This is a genomic window from Sphingomonas sp. CFBP 13603 (genome assembly GCF_014892665.1).
Classification (GTDB): domain Bacteria; phylum Pseudomonadota; class Alphaproteobacteria; order Sphingomonadales; family Sphingomonadaceae; genus Sphingomonas.
In genome coordinates this window covers 1-14,561 of sequence record NZ_JADBIA010000015.1, presented here as the reverse complement: position 1 = coordinate 14,561, position 14,561 = coordinate 1, and the positions used below count along the sequence as shown (strand labels likewise).

Genomic DNA, 14,561 nt, shown 5'->3' with positions numbered 1-14,561 from the left:
CTTCCCTGACGGACGGTACGGCGAAGTAGCTCAGTTGGTTAGAGCACGGGAATCATAATCCTGGGGTCGGGGGTTCAAGTCCCTCCTTCGCTACCATTTCAGACCTGGCGCACGGCGCTCGTGGTCCAGCTCCCGCGACAGACGCAAGCGATCACCAAGTGCGGGAAACTCGTCTTCGCAATCGCAAAATGCCGTTCTATTGCCTTGGGTTAATGGTCGGGCGTCGCGCTGCGTATTCGGTGTTCGCGTCGGTCCGGCCTTACGGGAGAGACGAGCATGCGCGATAAACGCCCTGATGGGATTGCCGATTATACGGGTCCGGCCGGTGGCTGGGGCGCGCTGAAGGCGGTCGCCGTCTCGCTCAAGGCGCAGCAGATCGTGGTGCGCGGCGGCCAGACGTTGCTCAAGTCGAACCAGCCCGACGGCTTCGATTGCCCGAGCTGCGCATGGCCTGACCCGAAACATACCTCCTCGTTCGAATTCTGCGAGAACGGCGCGAAGGCCGTCGCGTGGGAGTCCACTGCCAAGACGATCGGCGCCGACTTCTTCGCCGCGCACAGCGTGTCCGACATCTGGAAGCAGAGCGATCACTGGATCGAGGACCAGGGCCGCGTCACCGAGCCGCTCCGCTACAACGCCGCCACCGATCACTATGAAGTCGTGAGTTGGGCGGATGCGATGCGCGAGATCGGCGCAGGCCTCGCCGCCGTCCCCGATCCGAACCAGGCCGAGTTCTACACGTCGGGCCGCTGCTCGAACGAGGCGGCGTTCCTGTTCCAGCTGTTCGTGCGGCTTTACGGCACCAACAACTTCCCCGACTGTTCGAACATGTGCCACGAGGCGACCTCGGTCGGCCTGCCCAAGTCGATCGGCATCGGCAAGGGCACCGTCAGCCTCGAGGATTTCGACCACGCCGACCTGATCCTGTCGATCGGCCACAACCCCGGCACCAATCATCCCCGGATGATGGCGACGTTGCGCGAAGTGTCGAAGCGCGGCGGTAAGATCATCGTCTTCAACCCGCTCAAGGAACGCTCGCTCGAACGCTTCGAATCGCCGCAGTCGGTGGTCGAGATGGCGACGATGTCGGCCACCCCGATCGCGAGCAGCTATTACCAGGTGAAGGTCGGCGGCGACGCAGCCGCGTTGAAGGGCATCGCCAAGGCGCTGGTCGCGCTCGACGAAGCGGCCAAGGTGTCGGGTGGCGAGCGCGCGCTCGATCACGCATTCATCGCCGAGCATACCGCCGGGCTCGACGACTATATCGCCGATCTGGCCACTACCGAATGGGCGGATATCGAGCGCTCCAGCGGCCTCTCCCGCAGCGATCTCGAGGAAGTCGCGCTCGCCTATTCCAAGTCGAAGTCGACGATCTGCTGCTACGGCATGGGCGTCACGCAGCATCGCACCGGCACGACCAACGTCCAGCAGATCGCGAACCTGCTTCTCCTGCGTGGCAACATGGGCCGGCCAGGGGCGGGCATCTGTCCACTGCGGGGCCACAGCAACGTCCAGGGCGATCGTACCGTCGGGATCACCGAGCGACCGATGCCGGTGCTGCTCGACGCGATGCGCGACGTGTTCGGGTTCGAGCCGCCGCGCGATCACGGTCATTCGGTGGTCGAGAGCATCGCGTCGATGCGCGACGGTCACGCCAAGGCGATCGTCTGCCTCGGCGGCAACCTCGCGATCGCCTCGTCCGATCCACAGGCATGTGCGGAGGGCTTCCGCAACCTCGACCTCGCGGTCCACATCACCACCAAGCTCAATCGTACGCAGTTGCTGATGGCGAAGGCGACGTATGTCCTGCCGTGCCTGGGGCGGACCGAACTCGACATGCAGGCGACTGGCCAGCAGTCGGTCACGGTCGAGGATTCGATGTCGATGGTCCACGCTTCGCGCGGGTTCCTGATGCCGCCGGGCGACAACGTGAAGTCGGAGATCTGGATCGTCGGCGAGATCGCCAAGGCCACCTTCGCCGCCAAGGGCCGCGCGCCGATCGAGATCGACTGGGATGCCTATGTCGGCGACTACAGCCTGATCCGCGACAAGATCGAGGCGGTGTTCCCCGCGTTCGCCGACTACAACGCACGTATCCGCAAGCCGGGTGGTTTCCACCTGCCGAACTCGGCGGCGATGCGCGAGTGGAAGACGGACAGTGGCAAGGCCAACTTCCTCGTCGCCAAGGGTGTAGAGGAGGACGAGAGCGCAGGCGATCCGACCGTGCTGCGGCTCACCACGCTGCGCGCGCACGATCAGTACAACACCACCGTCTACAGCCTCGACGATCGCTATCGCGGTGTGTTCGGGCGTCGCGACATCCTGTTCATGAACGAGCGCGACATGGCGCGGCTCGGCCACAAGGAAGGCGACGTCGTCGACATCGCCACCGCGCTTCAGTTCGCCCGGCCCGACCGTGTCGTGCAGAAGCTGATGCTGGTCCGCTACGCGCTGCCAGATGGCTGCGTCGCCTCCTATTACCCCGAGACGCAGCCGTTGATCGCACTCGAGGATCACGATCCGCAGAGCTTTACCCCGTCCTACAAATCCATCCCGGTGACCGTCCGTCCCGCCGCCGCCGACATGGGTTCGGACCGCGGCGTGGTGCGCGCGGGGATCGTCGGGCACGAGAGTAAAGTACACGCATGAGCACCGGCTATTCGTCGACGATCGACACCTACGCGACCCTAGCGGCGACCAAGGCGGAGGCGTTGCGGCGTTCTCCCGCGGGGTTCTTCGCGGGCGCGATCCTCGCAGGCACGTATATCGGCATCGCGATGATCCTCGCGCTCAGCACGGGCTCGGGGCTCGAACCCGGCGTACGACCATTGGTAATGGGCGCGACCTTCGGGCTTGGGCTGATCCTGACCGTCTTTGCCGGGGCTGAACTGTTCACTGGCTATGTGATGTATCTCGGCTTCGGCCTCGCGCGCCGGACCATCACGATCGGAGACGCACTCAAGCTCGCCGTCGTCGTGTGGATCGGCAATCTCGTCGGCGGCGTCGTGCTGTCGGTGGTGTTCGCGGCGGGCGGCGGCGGGGCGATCTTCGCCAACGCCGATACGATGTTTCACGCGTACGTCCTGCACAAGGTGTCGGTCGACGCGACCGCGCTGATGGCCCGCGCGATCCTGTGCAACTGGCTCGTCTGCCTCGCGATCTGGACCGCGGCGCGGATGACTGGCGACACCGCCAAGTGCATTGCGATGGCCTGGATCCTGCTCGCGTTCGTCGCCGCCGGGTTCGAGCATTCGGTCGCCAACATGACCGCGTTGACGCTCGGCCTGCTGGTGCCCAACTCGTCGATCGACCTCGCCGGCATGATCCGCAATCTTGCCATCGTCACCGTCGGCAACACGATCGGTGCGTTGGTCTTCGTCGTCGGCGGCTATCTGGTCGCGTCGAAGACGGACGCGGTGCAAGCCGCTAAGTAATCCCGGTTTCGCGTGGCAGCGGCGAGCCTGCTGCTACGCGAACACCTCCCACGGATCGTTGACCACCAGGATCGCGTCGCTGCGGGCGAGCGCGAGCAGCGTCAGGCCGTGCTCGCGTGCATGATCAATCGCCAGACTGGTCGGCGCGGAGATCCCAACCAGCATCGGGGCCCCGGCGATCAGCGCCTTGTCGACCATCTCGAAACTGATCCGCGACGTGACGAGGATGAAGCCGTCGATCGGCTGCCTGCTGATCGCGATGCCGCCGACGAGCTTGTCCAGCGCATTGTGACGGCCGACGTCTTCATACGCCGCAACGATACGACCCTCACGGTCGCAGGCAGCGGCGGCATGGATCGCGCCCGTAGCCGCGTTGAGAGGCTGATGAGCGCGTAACCCACCCAGCGCGGCAAACAGCGCGTCCACAGGCGTGTCAGGCTTGGGCGGCGTCCTCGGGACCGGTTTGCGAAGCTGTTCGAGCCCGGAGATCCCGCACAGCCCACAACTCGTGTCGCTGGTCCGGTGGCGGACGCGGTCGTGAATGCGGCCCTTGCACCGATCGGACAGCCCGACGCGTACGATCCAGCCCGCCTCCGCCTCGAAGGTATCGATGTCGCGCACGTCGTCCGCGCTGTCCGCGAGCCGCTCGGTCAGCAGGAATCCCGTCGTGAACTCGGCCAGGTCGGCCGGCGTCATCATCATCACCGCATAGCCAAGCCCGTCGATCTCGATCGCGACGGGCACTTCGATCGCGATGGCGCGCGCGCCCGCAGTAATCGAATCAGGTCGCAGGATCTGGATCGCTTGCGGGCGCGACGTGGTCATAAGGTATCGAGGTCCTGCGGCGTGTTGACGTTCGGGATAGCCGCACCCGCCGGGATAGGGATAGCCCCGATCGCCTCAGCCCAACCGCGCACCGAGCGTCTCGGCACGGTCTCGATATGGGTCAGCAAATTGCCAAGCAAACCCGTTTCCCAATGCCCGAGCACCGGAGCGTCGGGGCAATAGGCGGAGGCACGACAGGACAGCGCCGTCAGCAACCCGTCCGGCAACCACGGCATATCGCACGCGATCGTCAGCACCGACGTGAACCCGCGCTGGGCTGCGTAACCGAGCGCGCCTGCGATGCCCCCCAGCGGCCCAATATCCCCTCTTGGCAGGTCCGGAATCGCCCCATCGCGTCCTGCGATCACCGCGCTCTCGACATGAGACAGCAGCAATGTCCGCGCATGCTCAGCCAACGCACGCCCGTCCAACACCGCCATCGCCTTGTCGGACCCGAAGCGAGACGACCGCCCGCCCGCCAGTACGACGCCGAGAATACGCTGCTCGGTCAGCGCGTCTTCTCAATCCGTACCGGCACCGATTTTGCCGCCGGAACATGACTTTCGCGGGCATGGTGAGCAACCGGTATGAGCAGGTTGCACTCGGGGTAGTACGCGCCGAGGCAGCCTTCTGGGATCGCATATTCGACCACGCGCAGCTCGTTCAGGCGACGGTCCGAATTGTCGCCTGCGTCACCGACCAGATCGACGTCGTCGCCATCGGTGATCCCCATCCGGATCATGTCGCTGCGGTTCATGAACACGATGTCGCGCGTGCCCTTCACCCCTCGGAAGCGGTCGTGATAGCCATAGACGGTCGTGTTGAACTGGTCGTTCGACCGCAGCGTCATCAACCGGAAGCGGCCCTCCGCCTCCTCGAACCCAGTCACGTTCAGCGACTGCGGAACGTTGATCTCCGCCTTGCCGCTCTTCGTCTTCCACTCGCGATGTGCCGCCGGCACGCCCTTCCAGAACCCGCCGGGCGTGAACATCTGGTCGTTGAAGTTCTTGAACAGGTCCGGATACGTCACCTCGATCGCATCGCGAACCCGCGCATAATCGCGCACCCACGCGTCCCAATCGAGCTTCGGATTGGGCGCCAGCGTAGCCTTGGCGATACCCGCGACGATCGCCGGTTCGGACAGCAACGTCTCGGACGCCGGCGTCGCCTTGCCCTTCGACCCATATATCTGACTGAACGAATCCTCGATCGACACGCTTTGCGGCCCAGTGCCCTGCATGTCGGTCTCGATCCGGCCGAGGCACGGGAGCAAGTACGACGTTTCACCCGGCAGCAGGTGCGAGCGATTGAGCTTGGTCGCGATGTGCACCGTCAGGTCGAGCGCGCGCCATTTCGGCTCCATCCGCGCATGATCCGGGATCGCGCGCACGAAATTGCCACCAAGCCCAACGAACGCCTGCGCGCTGCCGTCGAGCACCGCTTCGCACGCCTCGACCGTATCCCAACCCTTCTCGCGCGGAGGCTCGAAGCCGTATTGCTCGGCAAGCTTGTCGAGCGGCGCGAGTTCGGGCTTCTCGGTGATCCCGACGGTGCGCTGGCCCTGCACGTTCGAGTGGCCTCGCACCGGACCCATGCCCGCACCGGGCTTGCCGATATTCCCACGCAGCAGCATCAGGTTGACGACCATGTGGACGTTGTCGATCCCGCCGACATGCTGCGTCAGCCCCATGCCGTACACCGCGATGACGGCCTTCGACTTGGCATAGACCTTCGCCGCCGCCTCGATCTCGGTCCGGGGCAGGCCGCTTTCATGCTCGATCGTCGCCCATTCGGTCGCGCGTGCGACATCGGCGAACGCCTCGAACCCGGTAGTGTGCTCGGCAAGGAACGCGTGGTCGAGCACCGGCAGGCCGTTGATCCGCTTGGCGTTGTCGTCGGCCTCGATCAGATATTTGCACATCCCCATGATCGCGCCGACATCGCCGCCGGTCTTCAACTGGTGGTATTGCGAGGCGATCGGCGTCGACTTGCCCGTCACCATCTCGATCGGGTTTTGAGGATCCTGGAATTTCTCCAGCCCGCGTTCCTTGAGCGGGTTGAACACGACGATCTCGACGCCGCGCTTCGCGCAATCGCGCAGCGGATGCAGGAATCGCGGGCTGTTCACACCGGGGTTCTGCCCGAAGTAGAAGATCGCGTCGCACTTCTCATAGTCCGACAGGTGGATCGTGCCGACCGCCGATCCGATCGCCGACTTGAGCCCGACCGAGGTCGTCTCGTGGCACATGTTCGAACTGTCGGGCAGGTTCTGGCTGCCATACATCCGCGCGAGCAGGCTATACATGTACGACGTCTCGAGGCTGGCGCGACCCGACGCGTAGAAGATGACCTTGGTCGGGTCATAGGTCTTCAGCTTGGCGCCAATGCCGGCAAACGCCTCGTCCCAGCTGCACGCCGCGTACTTGTCGGTCGCGGCATCATATTTCAGCGGGTGCGTGAGCCGCCCGGCCTGTTCGAGATCGTAATCCTTCCAGCCGATCAGCTCGCTGACCGTATGCTGTGCGAAGAAAGCAGGCGTCACCCGGAGCGAGGTCAGCTCCCACGCAGTCGCCTTCGCCCCGTTTTCGCAGAACTCCGCGACATGCGGATGCGCCGGCTTGCCCCACGCGCAACTCACGCACGCAAAGCCATCCGGCTTGTTCTGCCGGGCGAGTTCGCGGATCACTTCCGGCCCGACCTTCTCGCGCGCGGAAATCTCGACGAGCGACTTCATCGAGCCCCAGCCGCCTGCCGGTGCGGTGTAATCCTCGATCTCTACGGTCCGGTCGTCGCTCATGCTCATCTCCGCTTTTATCGTCCAACGCAGTGGCAAAGCTTTCGATGCAGGCACCACAGATTTACCGGCGGTTCAAATCCGGCCGCGCATCGCCTAGATGCAGTCTCGAATCTCCAAGGAACTCTGATGACGACGCACACGACCCGCATGCTTATCCTCGGCTCGGGCCCAGCCGGACTCTCCGCCGCGATCTATGGCGCGCGTGCCGGGATGGCGCCGATCGTCGTGCAGGGCATCCAGCCCGGCGGCCAGCTGACCACGACTACCGATGTCGAGAACTATCCCGGCTTCAAGGACGTGATCCAGGGCCCGTGGCTGATGGAGCAGATGACGGCGCAGGCCGAGCATGTCGGAACGCGAATGATGTGGGACACCGTCACGCAGGTCGACCTGACCAGCCGCCCGTTCCGCCTGATCGGCGACAGCGGCGACGTGTATGAGGGCGACACGCTGGTGATCGCGACCGGCGCGCAGGCCAAGTGGCTCGGCATCGACAGCGAGGAGCCGATGAAGGGCAAGGGCGTTAGCGCCTGCGCGACCTGCGACGGGTTCTTCTACCGCGGCAAGAAGGTGGCGGTGATCGGCGGCGGCAATACCGCGGTCGAGGAGGCGCTGTACCTCACCAACCATTCGCCTGACGTGACGCTGATCCACCGCCGCGACTCGCTCCGTTCGGAGAAGATCCTCCAGGAGCGGCTGTTCGCGCACAAGGGCGTGACGGTGCTCTGGAACAAGGAGGTTCGCGAGTTCGTCGACGGCGGCGGCAATGCGGGTCTGGTCGCGCTGGAACTCGAGGACACGGTGACGGGCGAGCGCTCGCGGCTCGCGGTCGATGGCGGGTTCGTTGCGATCGGGCATCACCCGGCGACCGAGCTGTTCCGCGGCCATATCGATCTGGATTCGGACGGGTATATCTCGGTCGAGACCGGCTCGACCCGTACCAGCGTCGAGGGTGTGTTCGCGTGCGGCGATGTCGCGGACAAGGTGTATCGGCAGGCGGTGACCGCGGCGGGCACGGGCTGCATGGCGGCGCTGGACGCCGAGCGCTTCCTGGCGGCGGCCGAGTTTGCGGAGCTGGCCGAAGCCGCGGAATAACGCCCGCGTCCTTCGTCATCGTCATCCTGACGAAAGTCAGGATCCAGCTTTCCAAACGATAGCGGTTATGGCTCTGGACCTGCGTTCATCAGGACCAGAGCAGCTACTCCTGCGCCATCCCGTCGACGATCGCGGCGTGGAGCGCTGCGGCGTTCTCCGCCCCGGCAAAGCTATGGGACGCCGTGTCGAACCGCTTCACTTTCGCGCCACCGCGATACCGTGCGGCAAAGGCGATCGCGGTCGCGTCGCCAGTCGCAAGGACGATGGCGGCGTCGTCGTGCCAGCCGTCAAGTGCGGTCAAGACGTTGGTCGCTAGTGAAGCACGCTCTTCAGTCTTGGCGAGCACAACCCTTTTCAAGCCTCTGAGAAGCTTGGTAAAGCTGACCTTCCCTATCAGCGCACGTCGCCAGGTTGCGGGGTCGCGCAGCGCGCTGTGATAGCGGGCCCGGATCGCGGCGGCGGGGGGCAGGTCGTCAAGGGGTTGGACGACCCATGGGTTGGCGATGATGATCCGGTCGATCCCCGCCGATCGTCCGAACAGCGCGAGCGTGCTGGCCGCGTCGCAATTGCCGAAACCGACCAATCTGCTGACCCTAGGTGCCGCGCGGCGGAACGCGGCGGCGGCTGCGATCAGGTCAGGTTCGGCGCTGAGGAAGCCCTTATTATCGCCCGTCGAGTCTCCCACGCCGCGGCGGTCGTAACGGAACACGGGTATGCCAGCGGCCGCCAGTCGATGCGCCAGCATCGCCATCCCGCGATGGGCGCCGCTGCGGATTTCATTGCCGCCGGACACGATGAGCAGTCCTGTCGGCCCGTCTGCCTCGTCTATCGTTGCGACGAGGCTTTCGCCTTCGCAAGCGAACGCGATCAGCGTTCGCACGATGCGATCCAGTGCGAGATGTCGTCGGCAAGTATCTGAGCCAGCGCAGTATCATTGTCCGGCTCTGACCGACGCCAAAGGGGCGATGCCGCATGCTTCACGTCTGCGTCGCGCGGGTCGGATTCGAGCCTGACAACGCGCAGGGGGCCGGCTCCAGCATCGGGTTTGGCGTCGTGGAGGTCGGCCAGCATCTCGCGGGACAGCGTGTTGCCCGCATACTCGGTTTCGCTGGCGGGAGCGGAGCGGGAGGTCGCTCGCGTGCGATCCAACTCGCGCAACAGGTCGTCGCCTGATTGCGGAGACAGCTGCCATCGTCCGGCGAGGGCCGCGTCGGTATCGAAGAGCGCGCCGCTTCTTATCGAAATACCGTAAGTGTTGCGGCCAAGTTGCTGAGCAAGCTCGGTATAGGCTGTCCGCTGGTCACGGATTCGCGCTTCGCCGGTGACGACGATGCTTTCGCCGGTGCCGGGAAGATCGGGGAGCACGCTGCCAATCCCAAGATCCGCAAGTTCGCGTAAAATCGAGACGAGGAACTGGCGCGTCCGGTTCGCTTCTTCGAACAGCGGGAGGGCGGCGATGACGACAGGGCCCGTATCGGGGCCGAACCGCAGCATCGCTTCGCGGCCGCCGCTCCAGTCATAGGTATCGAAGCGCAGGGCGGTCATCCCGGGTGAGGCTAGACCCCCCGTTAAAGCTAGACCAGTGCCTTGCTCGCGGCAAACTGGACGAGTGCGCCGAACGTCTCGAGCATCTCGCCGTCGATCTCGTCGTCCTCGATCAGGATGCCAAGCCGGTCCTCGAGTTCGGTCAGCACGCTTGCCACCGCCATCGAATCGAGCTCGGGCAGCGCGCCGAACAGCGGTGTGTCGGCGGTGAACGCGGCGACGCGGTCGGCGCTCAGACCGAGAATATCGGCGAGGACGGCGCGTACCGTCGTTTCGACTTGGGAAGTGCCTTCGAAGATCACGAGCATCGCCTGAACGGTTAGGAACCCGGCCCCGCTAGCGTGTGGGGGTGAATTCGGCAACGGGTTCGCGCTAAAGGGGGCTTGGCGCTATTAGGGCGTCATGATCGCGCTCGACCCCAAGCCGTACCCTATCGACCACATCGCGCTCTGTGGTGCGCCGGATGCCGTCGCGCTAGCGGACAAGGCGGGCACTATGACGTTTGCCGAGCTTGAGGCGGGGGTCGGTGCATTGGCGGGGTGGCTCGCTGCCCGAGGGCTGTCGGCCGGCGATCGCGTCGCGACGTGGCTGCCGAAGACGCGCGTCGCCTGCCTGATGCCGCTCGCGGTGGCGCGAGCAGGTTTGGTGCATGTCCCGGTAAACCCACTGCTCCGCCGAGCCCAGGTCGCACATATCCTGGCAGACAGCGGCGCTCGCCTACTGGTGACCCAAAGCGTGCGGGCCGGGACGCTAGACGATGGCGACGTGCCGGATGGCTGCGCGATCGTAGACGAGACGGAGCTGCTCTCGTTCCCTCGCGAACGCGGGGGCCCAGGAATCCCAAACGTTGCGCTTTGTAACCCTGGCCCCCCGCCTCCGCGGGCGAACGGAATGTTGAGCCCCTCCGACGCCGACCCCGATACCCTGGCAGCAATCCTCTACACGTCCGGCTCCACCGGTCGGCCGAAGGGCGTGATGCTAAGCCACGCCAACCTGTGGCTCGGCGCGATCTCCGTCGCGCACTATCTCCAGCTGGAGCCCGAAGACCGCGTACTCGGCGTGCTCCCCTTGTCGTTCGACTACGGTCAGAATCAGCTGTTATCCACCTGGGCGGCAGGCGCGTCGGTAGCGCCGCTCGACTACCTCGTCGCACGCGACGTGGTGAAGGCTGTCGAGCGGGTCGAGGCGACGACGCTGGCAGGTGTGCCGCCCTTGTGGGTTCAGCTACTGGAAGCGGAGTGGCCGGTGGAAACCGCCGCGCGGTTGAAGCGCCTGACCAATTCGGGCGGTGCGCTGACGCCGCGGCTCGTGCGAGGCCTGCGCGAGCGGTTCCCGGCGGCGGATGTGTACGCGATGTACGGGCTGACCGAGGCGTTTCGGTCGACCTATCTCGACCCGGCGCTGATAGATACGCATCCCGACGCGATGGGGCGTGCGATCCCGTTTGCCGAGGTCTCGGTGATTAAACCCGACGGTACGCGCGCTGCACCGGGTGAGGCGGGGGAACTCGTGCATGCCGGGCCACTCGTCGCGCAAGGCTATTGGCAGGATGCGGAGCGGACGGCTCAGCGGTTTCGGCCGGCACCCGATGGCAACGGCATGGCGGTCTGGTCCGGGGATACCGTCGTCGAGGGCGATGATGGCTTGCTTCGGTTCGTCGGGCGCGATGACGAGATGATCAAGAGCGCGGGCAACCGGATCAGCCCGCTTGAGGTCGAGGAGGCCGTATTGGCAGGCGGCGAAGCGCGCGAGGCGGTCGCGGTCGGGGTGCCGGACGAGCGGCTGGGGCAGGCTATCGTCGTGATGCTGGCGGGGGATGCGAGCGAGGAGACGGCGTTGCGGGCGCGATTGCGGACGGCCTTGCCGAGCTTCATGCAGCCGGGTGCGTATCTGTGGCGCGACGAATTGCCGCGCAATGCCAATGGGAAGCTGGACAGGTCTGGCATTGCGTCGGAGGTAAAAGCTTGTTCTCCCGCGAAGGCGGGAGTCCAGTCTGGGCCCCCGCCTTCGCGGGGGAACATGGAAGGGAGCGCGTCATGAAACCGATGGGTGCTCTTCCTCCTGAGTTTGTTGCGCAGTCGGGGGCGCTAACGATCGGCGGTCGGACTGCCGATGGTTGGGCGGTAGAGGCAGGCGACACGCCGCTGTTCGTTTACGACATGGAGATCGTCGCCGCCCGCATCGCACGGTTCCGCGCGGCGATGCCGGCGATCGATCTCCATTATGCGATCAAGGCGAATCCGCATGCCGACTTGCTCGCCGCGATCGCGCCGCTGGTCGACGGACTGGACGTCGCATCGTCTGGCGAACTGACCAAGGCGATGGCGGTCAAACCGGCTGCCTCGATCAGTTTCGCCGGGCCAGGCAAGCGCGACGACGAGCTCGCCGCCGCGATCACCGCAGGCGCCACGCTCAACGTCGAATCGGAAGGCGAGGCGGCGCGGGCTTTCGCGATCGGCGACTGGCTCGGGCATACACCGCGCATGGCGGTCCGCGTGAACCCCGACATCGAACTCCGCGGCTCGGGCATGCGGATGGGCGGCCGCGCGTCGCCATTCGGGGTCGATGCGGTACGGGCGGCAGCGCTCGTTAAAGCGATCGTTGAGGCGGGGGCCGACTGGCGCGGGTTTCATATCTACGCCGGCAGCCAGGCGCTCGATGCCGGCGCGATCGTCGAGACGCAGGCGGCGACGATCGCGCTTGCGGCGCGGTTGGCGGAGGAAGCGGGCGTTGCGCCGCCGCTCGTCAACCTCGGCGGCGGCTTCGGCGTGCCGTATTTCGCCGGAGACGTGGCGCTCGACGTCGAGCGGGTCGGCGAGGCGCTGGCCGACGCGCTGGCATCGCGTCCGGCAGTCCTTGGCGAAGCGCGATTCGCGATCGAACTCGGGCGCTGGCTCGTGGCGGAGGCGGGCGTGTACCTGACCCGCGTCGTCGACGTGAAGCAGAGCCAAGGCGAGACCTTCGTCGTCGTCGATGGCGGGCTGAACCACCAGCTCGCCGCGAGCGGCAATTTCGGCACGGTCGTCCGTCGCAACTATCCGATCGCAGTCGCCGCGCGGATGGGCCAGGCGCCGACCGAGACCGTCTCCGTCGTCGGCCCGCTCTGCACGCCGCTGGACCGACTTGGCGACAAGATCGCGCTCCCGCCGGTGCAGGTCGGCGAGCTGATCGCGATCTTCATGGCCGGGGCATACGGCGCGAGCGCGAGCCCGAGTGCGTTTCTTGGGCATCCACCGGCGATCGAGATCGTTACTGCTGGATAGCCCATCGGTGCCGTCTCGAATTGGGGTGTCCCAATCTGGGGCCATGGCCCGCCTGGAGCATGGTTACGGGGCGCTCCTAACGCTATCTTCACCTGTTCCTTGCATAGCCGAGGCTGAGTTTAGCCGACCGCCGGGCAACCGTCGGTCAGCGTCCCGCCAATGTGGCGCCAGGAGAGAAGTGCCCATGCGTTCCGGACCCGTATCGAAATCCCTGCTGACCTTGGGCCTCGTCGGAACGGCGTTGTCCGCCTGTTCGACCACCGGTGGCCGTCCCGAACTGCCGCCTGCGTCGTATGTCGCGAACAAGGAACTGCCGGGCGAGGAATACGTCATCGGGCCGCTCGATCAGCTCAACATCTTCGTCTGGCGCAATCCGGAATTGTCGTCGAAGGTCCAGGTGCGTCCCGACGGCCGGATCACGACGCCGTTGATCAACGACATGCCCGCGGTCGGCAAGACCCCGGCGATCCTGGCGGATGACATGAAAAAGGCGCTGGGTGCGTATATCAAGGACCCGATCGTCTCGGTCATCGTCGAGAATTTCAGCGGCACGTACAGCCAGCAGGTCCGCATCGTCGGCGCGACCGAGAAGCCCGCGTCGATCCCGTATCGTGCCAACATGACCTTGCTGGATGCGATGATCGCGGTCGGTGGGCTCAGCCAATATGCCGCGGGCAACAAGGCGCGGCTGGTGCGCTATGATCGCGAGACCGGCAAGCAGACCGAGTTCGCGTTGCAGATCGGCAATCTGCTCAAGAAGGGCGATTCGTCGGCCAACGTCCGGCTCGAGCCCGGCGACGTCATCATCATCCCTGAATCGATGTTCTGACGATGAACGGGATCTACGACGAAGTGCGCATCGCGCTGCATGCGATCTGGACGCGGCGATGGCTGGCGCTGGGCGTGGCGTGGGGCGTGTGCGTGCTCGGCTGGCTGGTCGTGTCGCAGATCCCGAGCCGATATGATTCGACCGCGCGTATCTTCGTCCAGATGCAGACGATCCTGCCGGCGGGAATGGACGGCGTGCCGCAGAGCGTGCCGATGTCCGTCGATACGATCCGTACGACGTTGATCTCCGCGACGAACCTCGAAAAGGTCGTGCGCGGGACCGATCTGGCCAACACGGTGGCGAGCGACAGCGACGTCGCCGACCGCGTTGCGACGCTGGCCCCCAACATCAAGATCGCGTCGCAGCAGGACAATCTGTTCCAGATCACGACGAGCGCCGCGAGCCCGAAGATCGCGCGGCAGGTGACGCAGAAGCTGATCGACCTGTTCGTCGAGCAGAACCTTGCGGGCGATCGTTCGAAGACGACGCAGAGCCTGACCTTCCTCGATCAGCAGCTGGCAGCGCGGCAGAAGCAGCTTGCCGATGCCGAGGCCAAGCGCGCCGATTTCCAGAACCGTTATCTTGGCGCTCTGCCCGGTACCGGGTCGGTCAGCGACCGGATCGGTGCGTCGCGGTCGCAGATGGCACAGGTCGACGGCGATCTTGCCGCTGCGCAGTCGAGCCTCGCCGCGGTGCAGGGCCAGATGGCGGGAACGCCGGCGACGGTGCCGGGCGCTGGTGGCGTCGCAGGCGCGGCCGGGCCGGCGCGGGCG

The 14,561-nt window shown here is 65.6% G+C and carries 12 protein-coding genes, 1 tRNA gene and 1 pseudogene; 8 read left to right on the top strand and 6 right to left on the bottom strand.

The genetic code is table 11. The features are described 5' to 3' along the window. Positions 1–19: 19 nt before the first annotated feature. The 3 genes from IFR23_RS17960 to IFR23_RS17950 all read left to right on the top strand — a co-directional run bounded on the left by IFR23_RS17960 (position 20) and on the right by IFR23_RS17950 (position 3,434). A tRNA-Met gene (locus IFR23_RS17960) sits at positions 20–96 on the top strand. A gap of 180 nt (positions 97–276) precedes the next feature. Further along, entirely contained in the window at positions 277–2,649 is a 2,373-nt protein-coding gene (locus IFR23_RS17955) for an FdhF/YdeP family oxidoreductase (protein ID WP_192977045.1), read from the top strand. Further along, positions 2,646–3,434, top strand: a complete 789-nt coding sequence (locus IFR23_RS17950; RefSeq protein ID WP_192977044.1) for a formate/nitrite transporter family protein — start codon at positions 2,646–2,648, stop codon at positions 3,432–3,434. The genes IFR23_RS17955 and IFR23_RS17950 overlap by 4 nt, the downstream gene beginning before the upstream one ends. A 33-nt stretch (positions 3,435–3,467) precedes the next feature. On the opposite strand, the gene fdhD is transcribed toward IFR23_RS17950, so the two are convergent. From fdhD to IFR23_RS17935, 3 genes are read right to left on the bottom strand one after another with little or no spacing between them, the layout of a single operon-like run. Further along, positions 3,468–4,259 (bottom strand): formate dehydrogenase accessory sulfurtransferase FdhD, encoded by a 792-nt coding sequence (gene fdhD / locus IFR23_RS17945; RefSeq protein ID WP_192977043.1) that lies wholly within the window; start codon positions 4,257–4,259, stop codon positions 3,468–3,470. Further along, a complete protein-coding gene (gene mobA / locus IFR23_RS17940; RefSeq protein ID WP_192977100.1) occupies positions 4,256–4,741 on the bottom strand; it encodes a molybdenum cofactor guanylyltransferase in 486 nt (161 codons plus the stop codon). The genes fdhD and mobA overlap by 4 nt, the downstream gene beginning before the upstream one ends. A gap of 26 nt (positions 4,742–4,767) precedes the next feature. Then, a complete protein-coding gene (locus IFR23_RS17935) occupies positions 4,768–7,056 on the bottom strand; it encodes an FdhF/YdeP family oxidoreductase (protein WP_192977042.1) in 2,289 nt (762 codons plus the stop codon). Between the two features lie 126 nt (positions 7,057–7,182). Here IFR23_RS17935 and trxB point away from each other — a divergent pair, with 126 nt between their 5' ends. After that, entirely contained in the window at positions 7,183–8,151 is a 969-nt protein-coding gene (gene trxB / locus IFR23_RS17930; protein WP_107961939.1) for a thioredoxin-disulfide reductase, read from the top strand. Positions 8,152–8,254: 103 nt separating this feature from the next. Here the strand turns inward: trxB and IFR23_RS17925 are convergent, their stop codons facing one another. From IFR23_RS17925 to IFR23_RS17915, 3 genes are read right to left on the bottom strand one after another with little or no spacing between them, the layout of a single operon-like run. After that, on the bottom strand, positions 8,255–9,031 hold the full coding sequence (locus IFR23_RS17925; RefSeq protein ID WP_192977041.1) for a hydrolase 1, exosortase A system-associated: 777 nt from the start codon (positions 9,029–9,031) through the stop codon (positions 8,255–8,257). After that, complete coding sequence (locus IFR23_RS17920; RefSeq protein ID WP_244655780.1) at positions 9,019–9,696, bottom strand: hypothetical protein; 678 nt, start codon at positions 9,694–9,696, stop codon at positions 9,019–9,021. The genes IFR23_RS17925 and IFR23_RS17920 overlap by 13 nt, the downstream gene beginning before the upstream one ends. 29 nt (positions 9,697–9,725) lie before the next feature. After that, positions 9,726–10,004, bottom strand: a complete 279-nt coding sequence (locus IFR23_RS17915; RefSeq protein ID WP_093397165.1) for an acyl carrier protein — start codon at positions 10,002–10,004, stop codon at positions 9,726–9,728. Between the two features lie 94 nt (positions 10,005–10,098). On the opposite strand from IFR23_RS17915, the gene IFR23_RS17910 reads away from it, so the two are divergent. The 4 genes and pseudogenes from IFR23_RS17910 to IFR23_RS17895 all read left to right on the top strand — a co-directional run. Further along, positions 10,099–11,736 (top strand): acyl-CoA ligase (AMP-forming), exosortase A system-associated, encoded by a 1,638-nt coding sequence (locus IFR23_RS17910; RefSeq protein WP_192977040.1) that lies wholly within the window; start codon positions 10,099–10,101, stop codon positions 11,734–11,736. Beyond that, complete coding sequence (locus IFR23_RS17905) at positions 11,733–12,959, top strand: pyridoxal-dependent decarboxylase, exosortase A system-associated (protein ID WP_192977039.1); 1,227 nt, start codon at positions 11,733–11,735, stop codon at positions 12,957–12,959. The genes IFR23_RS17910 and IFR23_RS17905 overlap by 4 nt, the downstream gene beginning before the upstream one ends. 184 nt (positions 12,960–13,143) lie before the next feature. Beyond that, the gene (locus IFR23_RS17900; protein WP_107961943.1) at positions 13,144–13,788 is read left to right on the top strand and encodes an XrtA/PEP-CTERM system exopolysaccharide export protein; all 645 of its coding nucleotides are present in this window, start codon (positions 13,144–13,146) and stop codon (positions 13,786–13,788) included. A gap of 2 nt (positions 13,789–13,790) precedes the next feature. Then, positions 13,791–14,561 (top strand): annotated as a pseudogene (locus IFR23_RS17895) (XrtA system polysaccharide chain length determinant); the annotation flags it as partial.

Bases quoted from the DNA above. Each gene is read 5' to 3' on its own strand.
- IFR23_RS17955 (WP_192977045.1), top strand. From the start codon at position 277: ATGCGCGATAAACGCCCTGATGGGATTGCCGATTATACGGGTCCGGCC.
- IFR23_RS17900 (WP_107961943.1), top strand. From the start codon at position 13,144: ATGCGTTCCGGACCCGTATCGAAATCCCTGCTGACCTTGGGCCTCGTC.
- fdhD (WP_192977043.1), bottom strand. From the start codon at position 4,259: ATGACCACGTCGCGCCCGCAAGCGATCCAGATCCTGCGACCTGATTCG.
- trxB (WP_107961939.1), top strand. From the start codon at position 7,183: ATGACGACGCACACGACCCGCATGCTTATCCTCGGCTCGGGCCCAGCC.
- IFR23_RS17915 (WP_093397165.1), bottom strand. From the start codon at position 10,004: ATGCTCGTGATCTTCGAAGGCACTTCCCAAGTCGAAACGACGGTACGC.
- IFR23_RS17935 (WP_192977042.1), bottom strand. From the start codon at position 7,056: ATGAGCGACGACCGGACCGTAGAGATCGAGGATTACACCGCACCGGCA.
- IFR23_RS17910 (WP_192977040.1), top strand. From the start codon at position 10,099: ATGATCGCGCTCGACCCCAAGCCGTACCCTATCGACCACATCGCGCTC.
- IFR23_RS17920 (WP_244655780.1), bottom strand. From the start codon at position 9,696: ATGACCGCCCTGCGCTTCGATACCTATGACTGGAGCGGCGGCCGCGAA.
- IFR23_RS17905 (WP_192977039.1), top strand. From the start codon at position 11,733: ATGAAACCGATGGGTGCTCTTCCTCCTGAGTTTGTTGCGCAGTCGGGG.
- IFR23_RS17950 (WP_192977044.1), top strand. From the start codon at position 2,646: ATGAGCACCGGCTATTCGTCGACGATCGACACCTACGCGACCCTAGCG.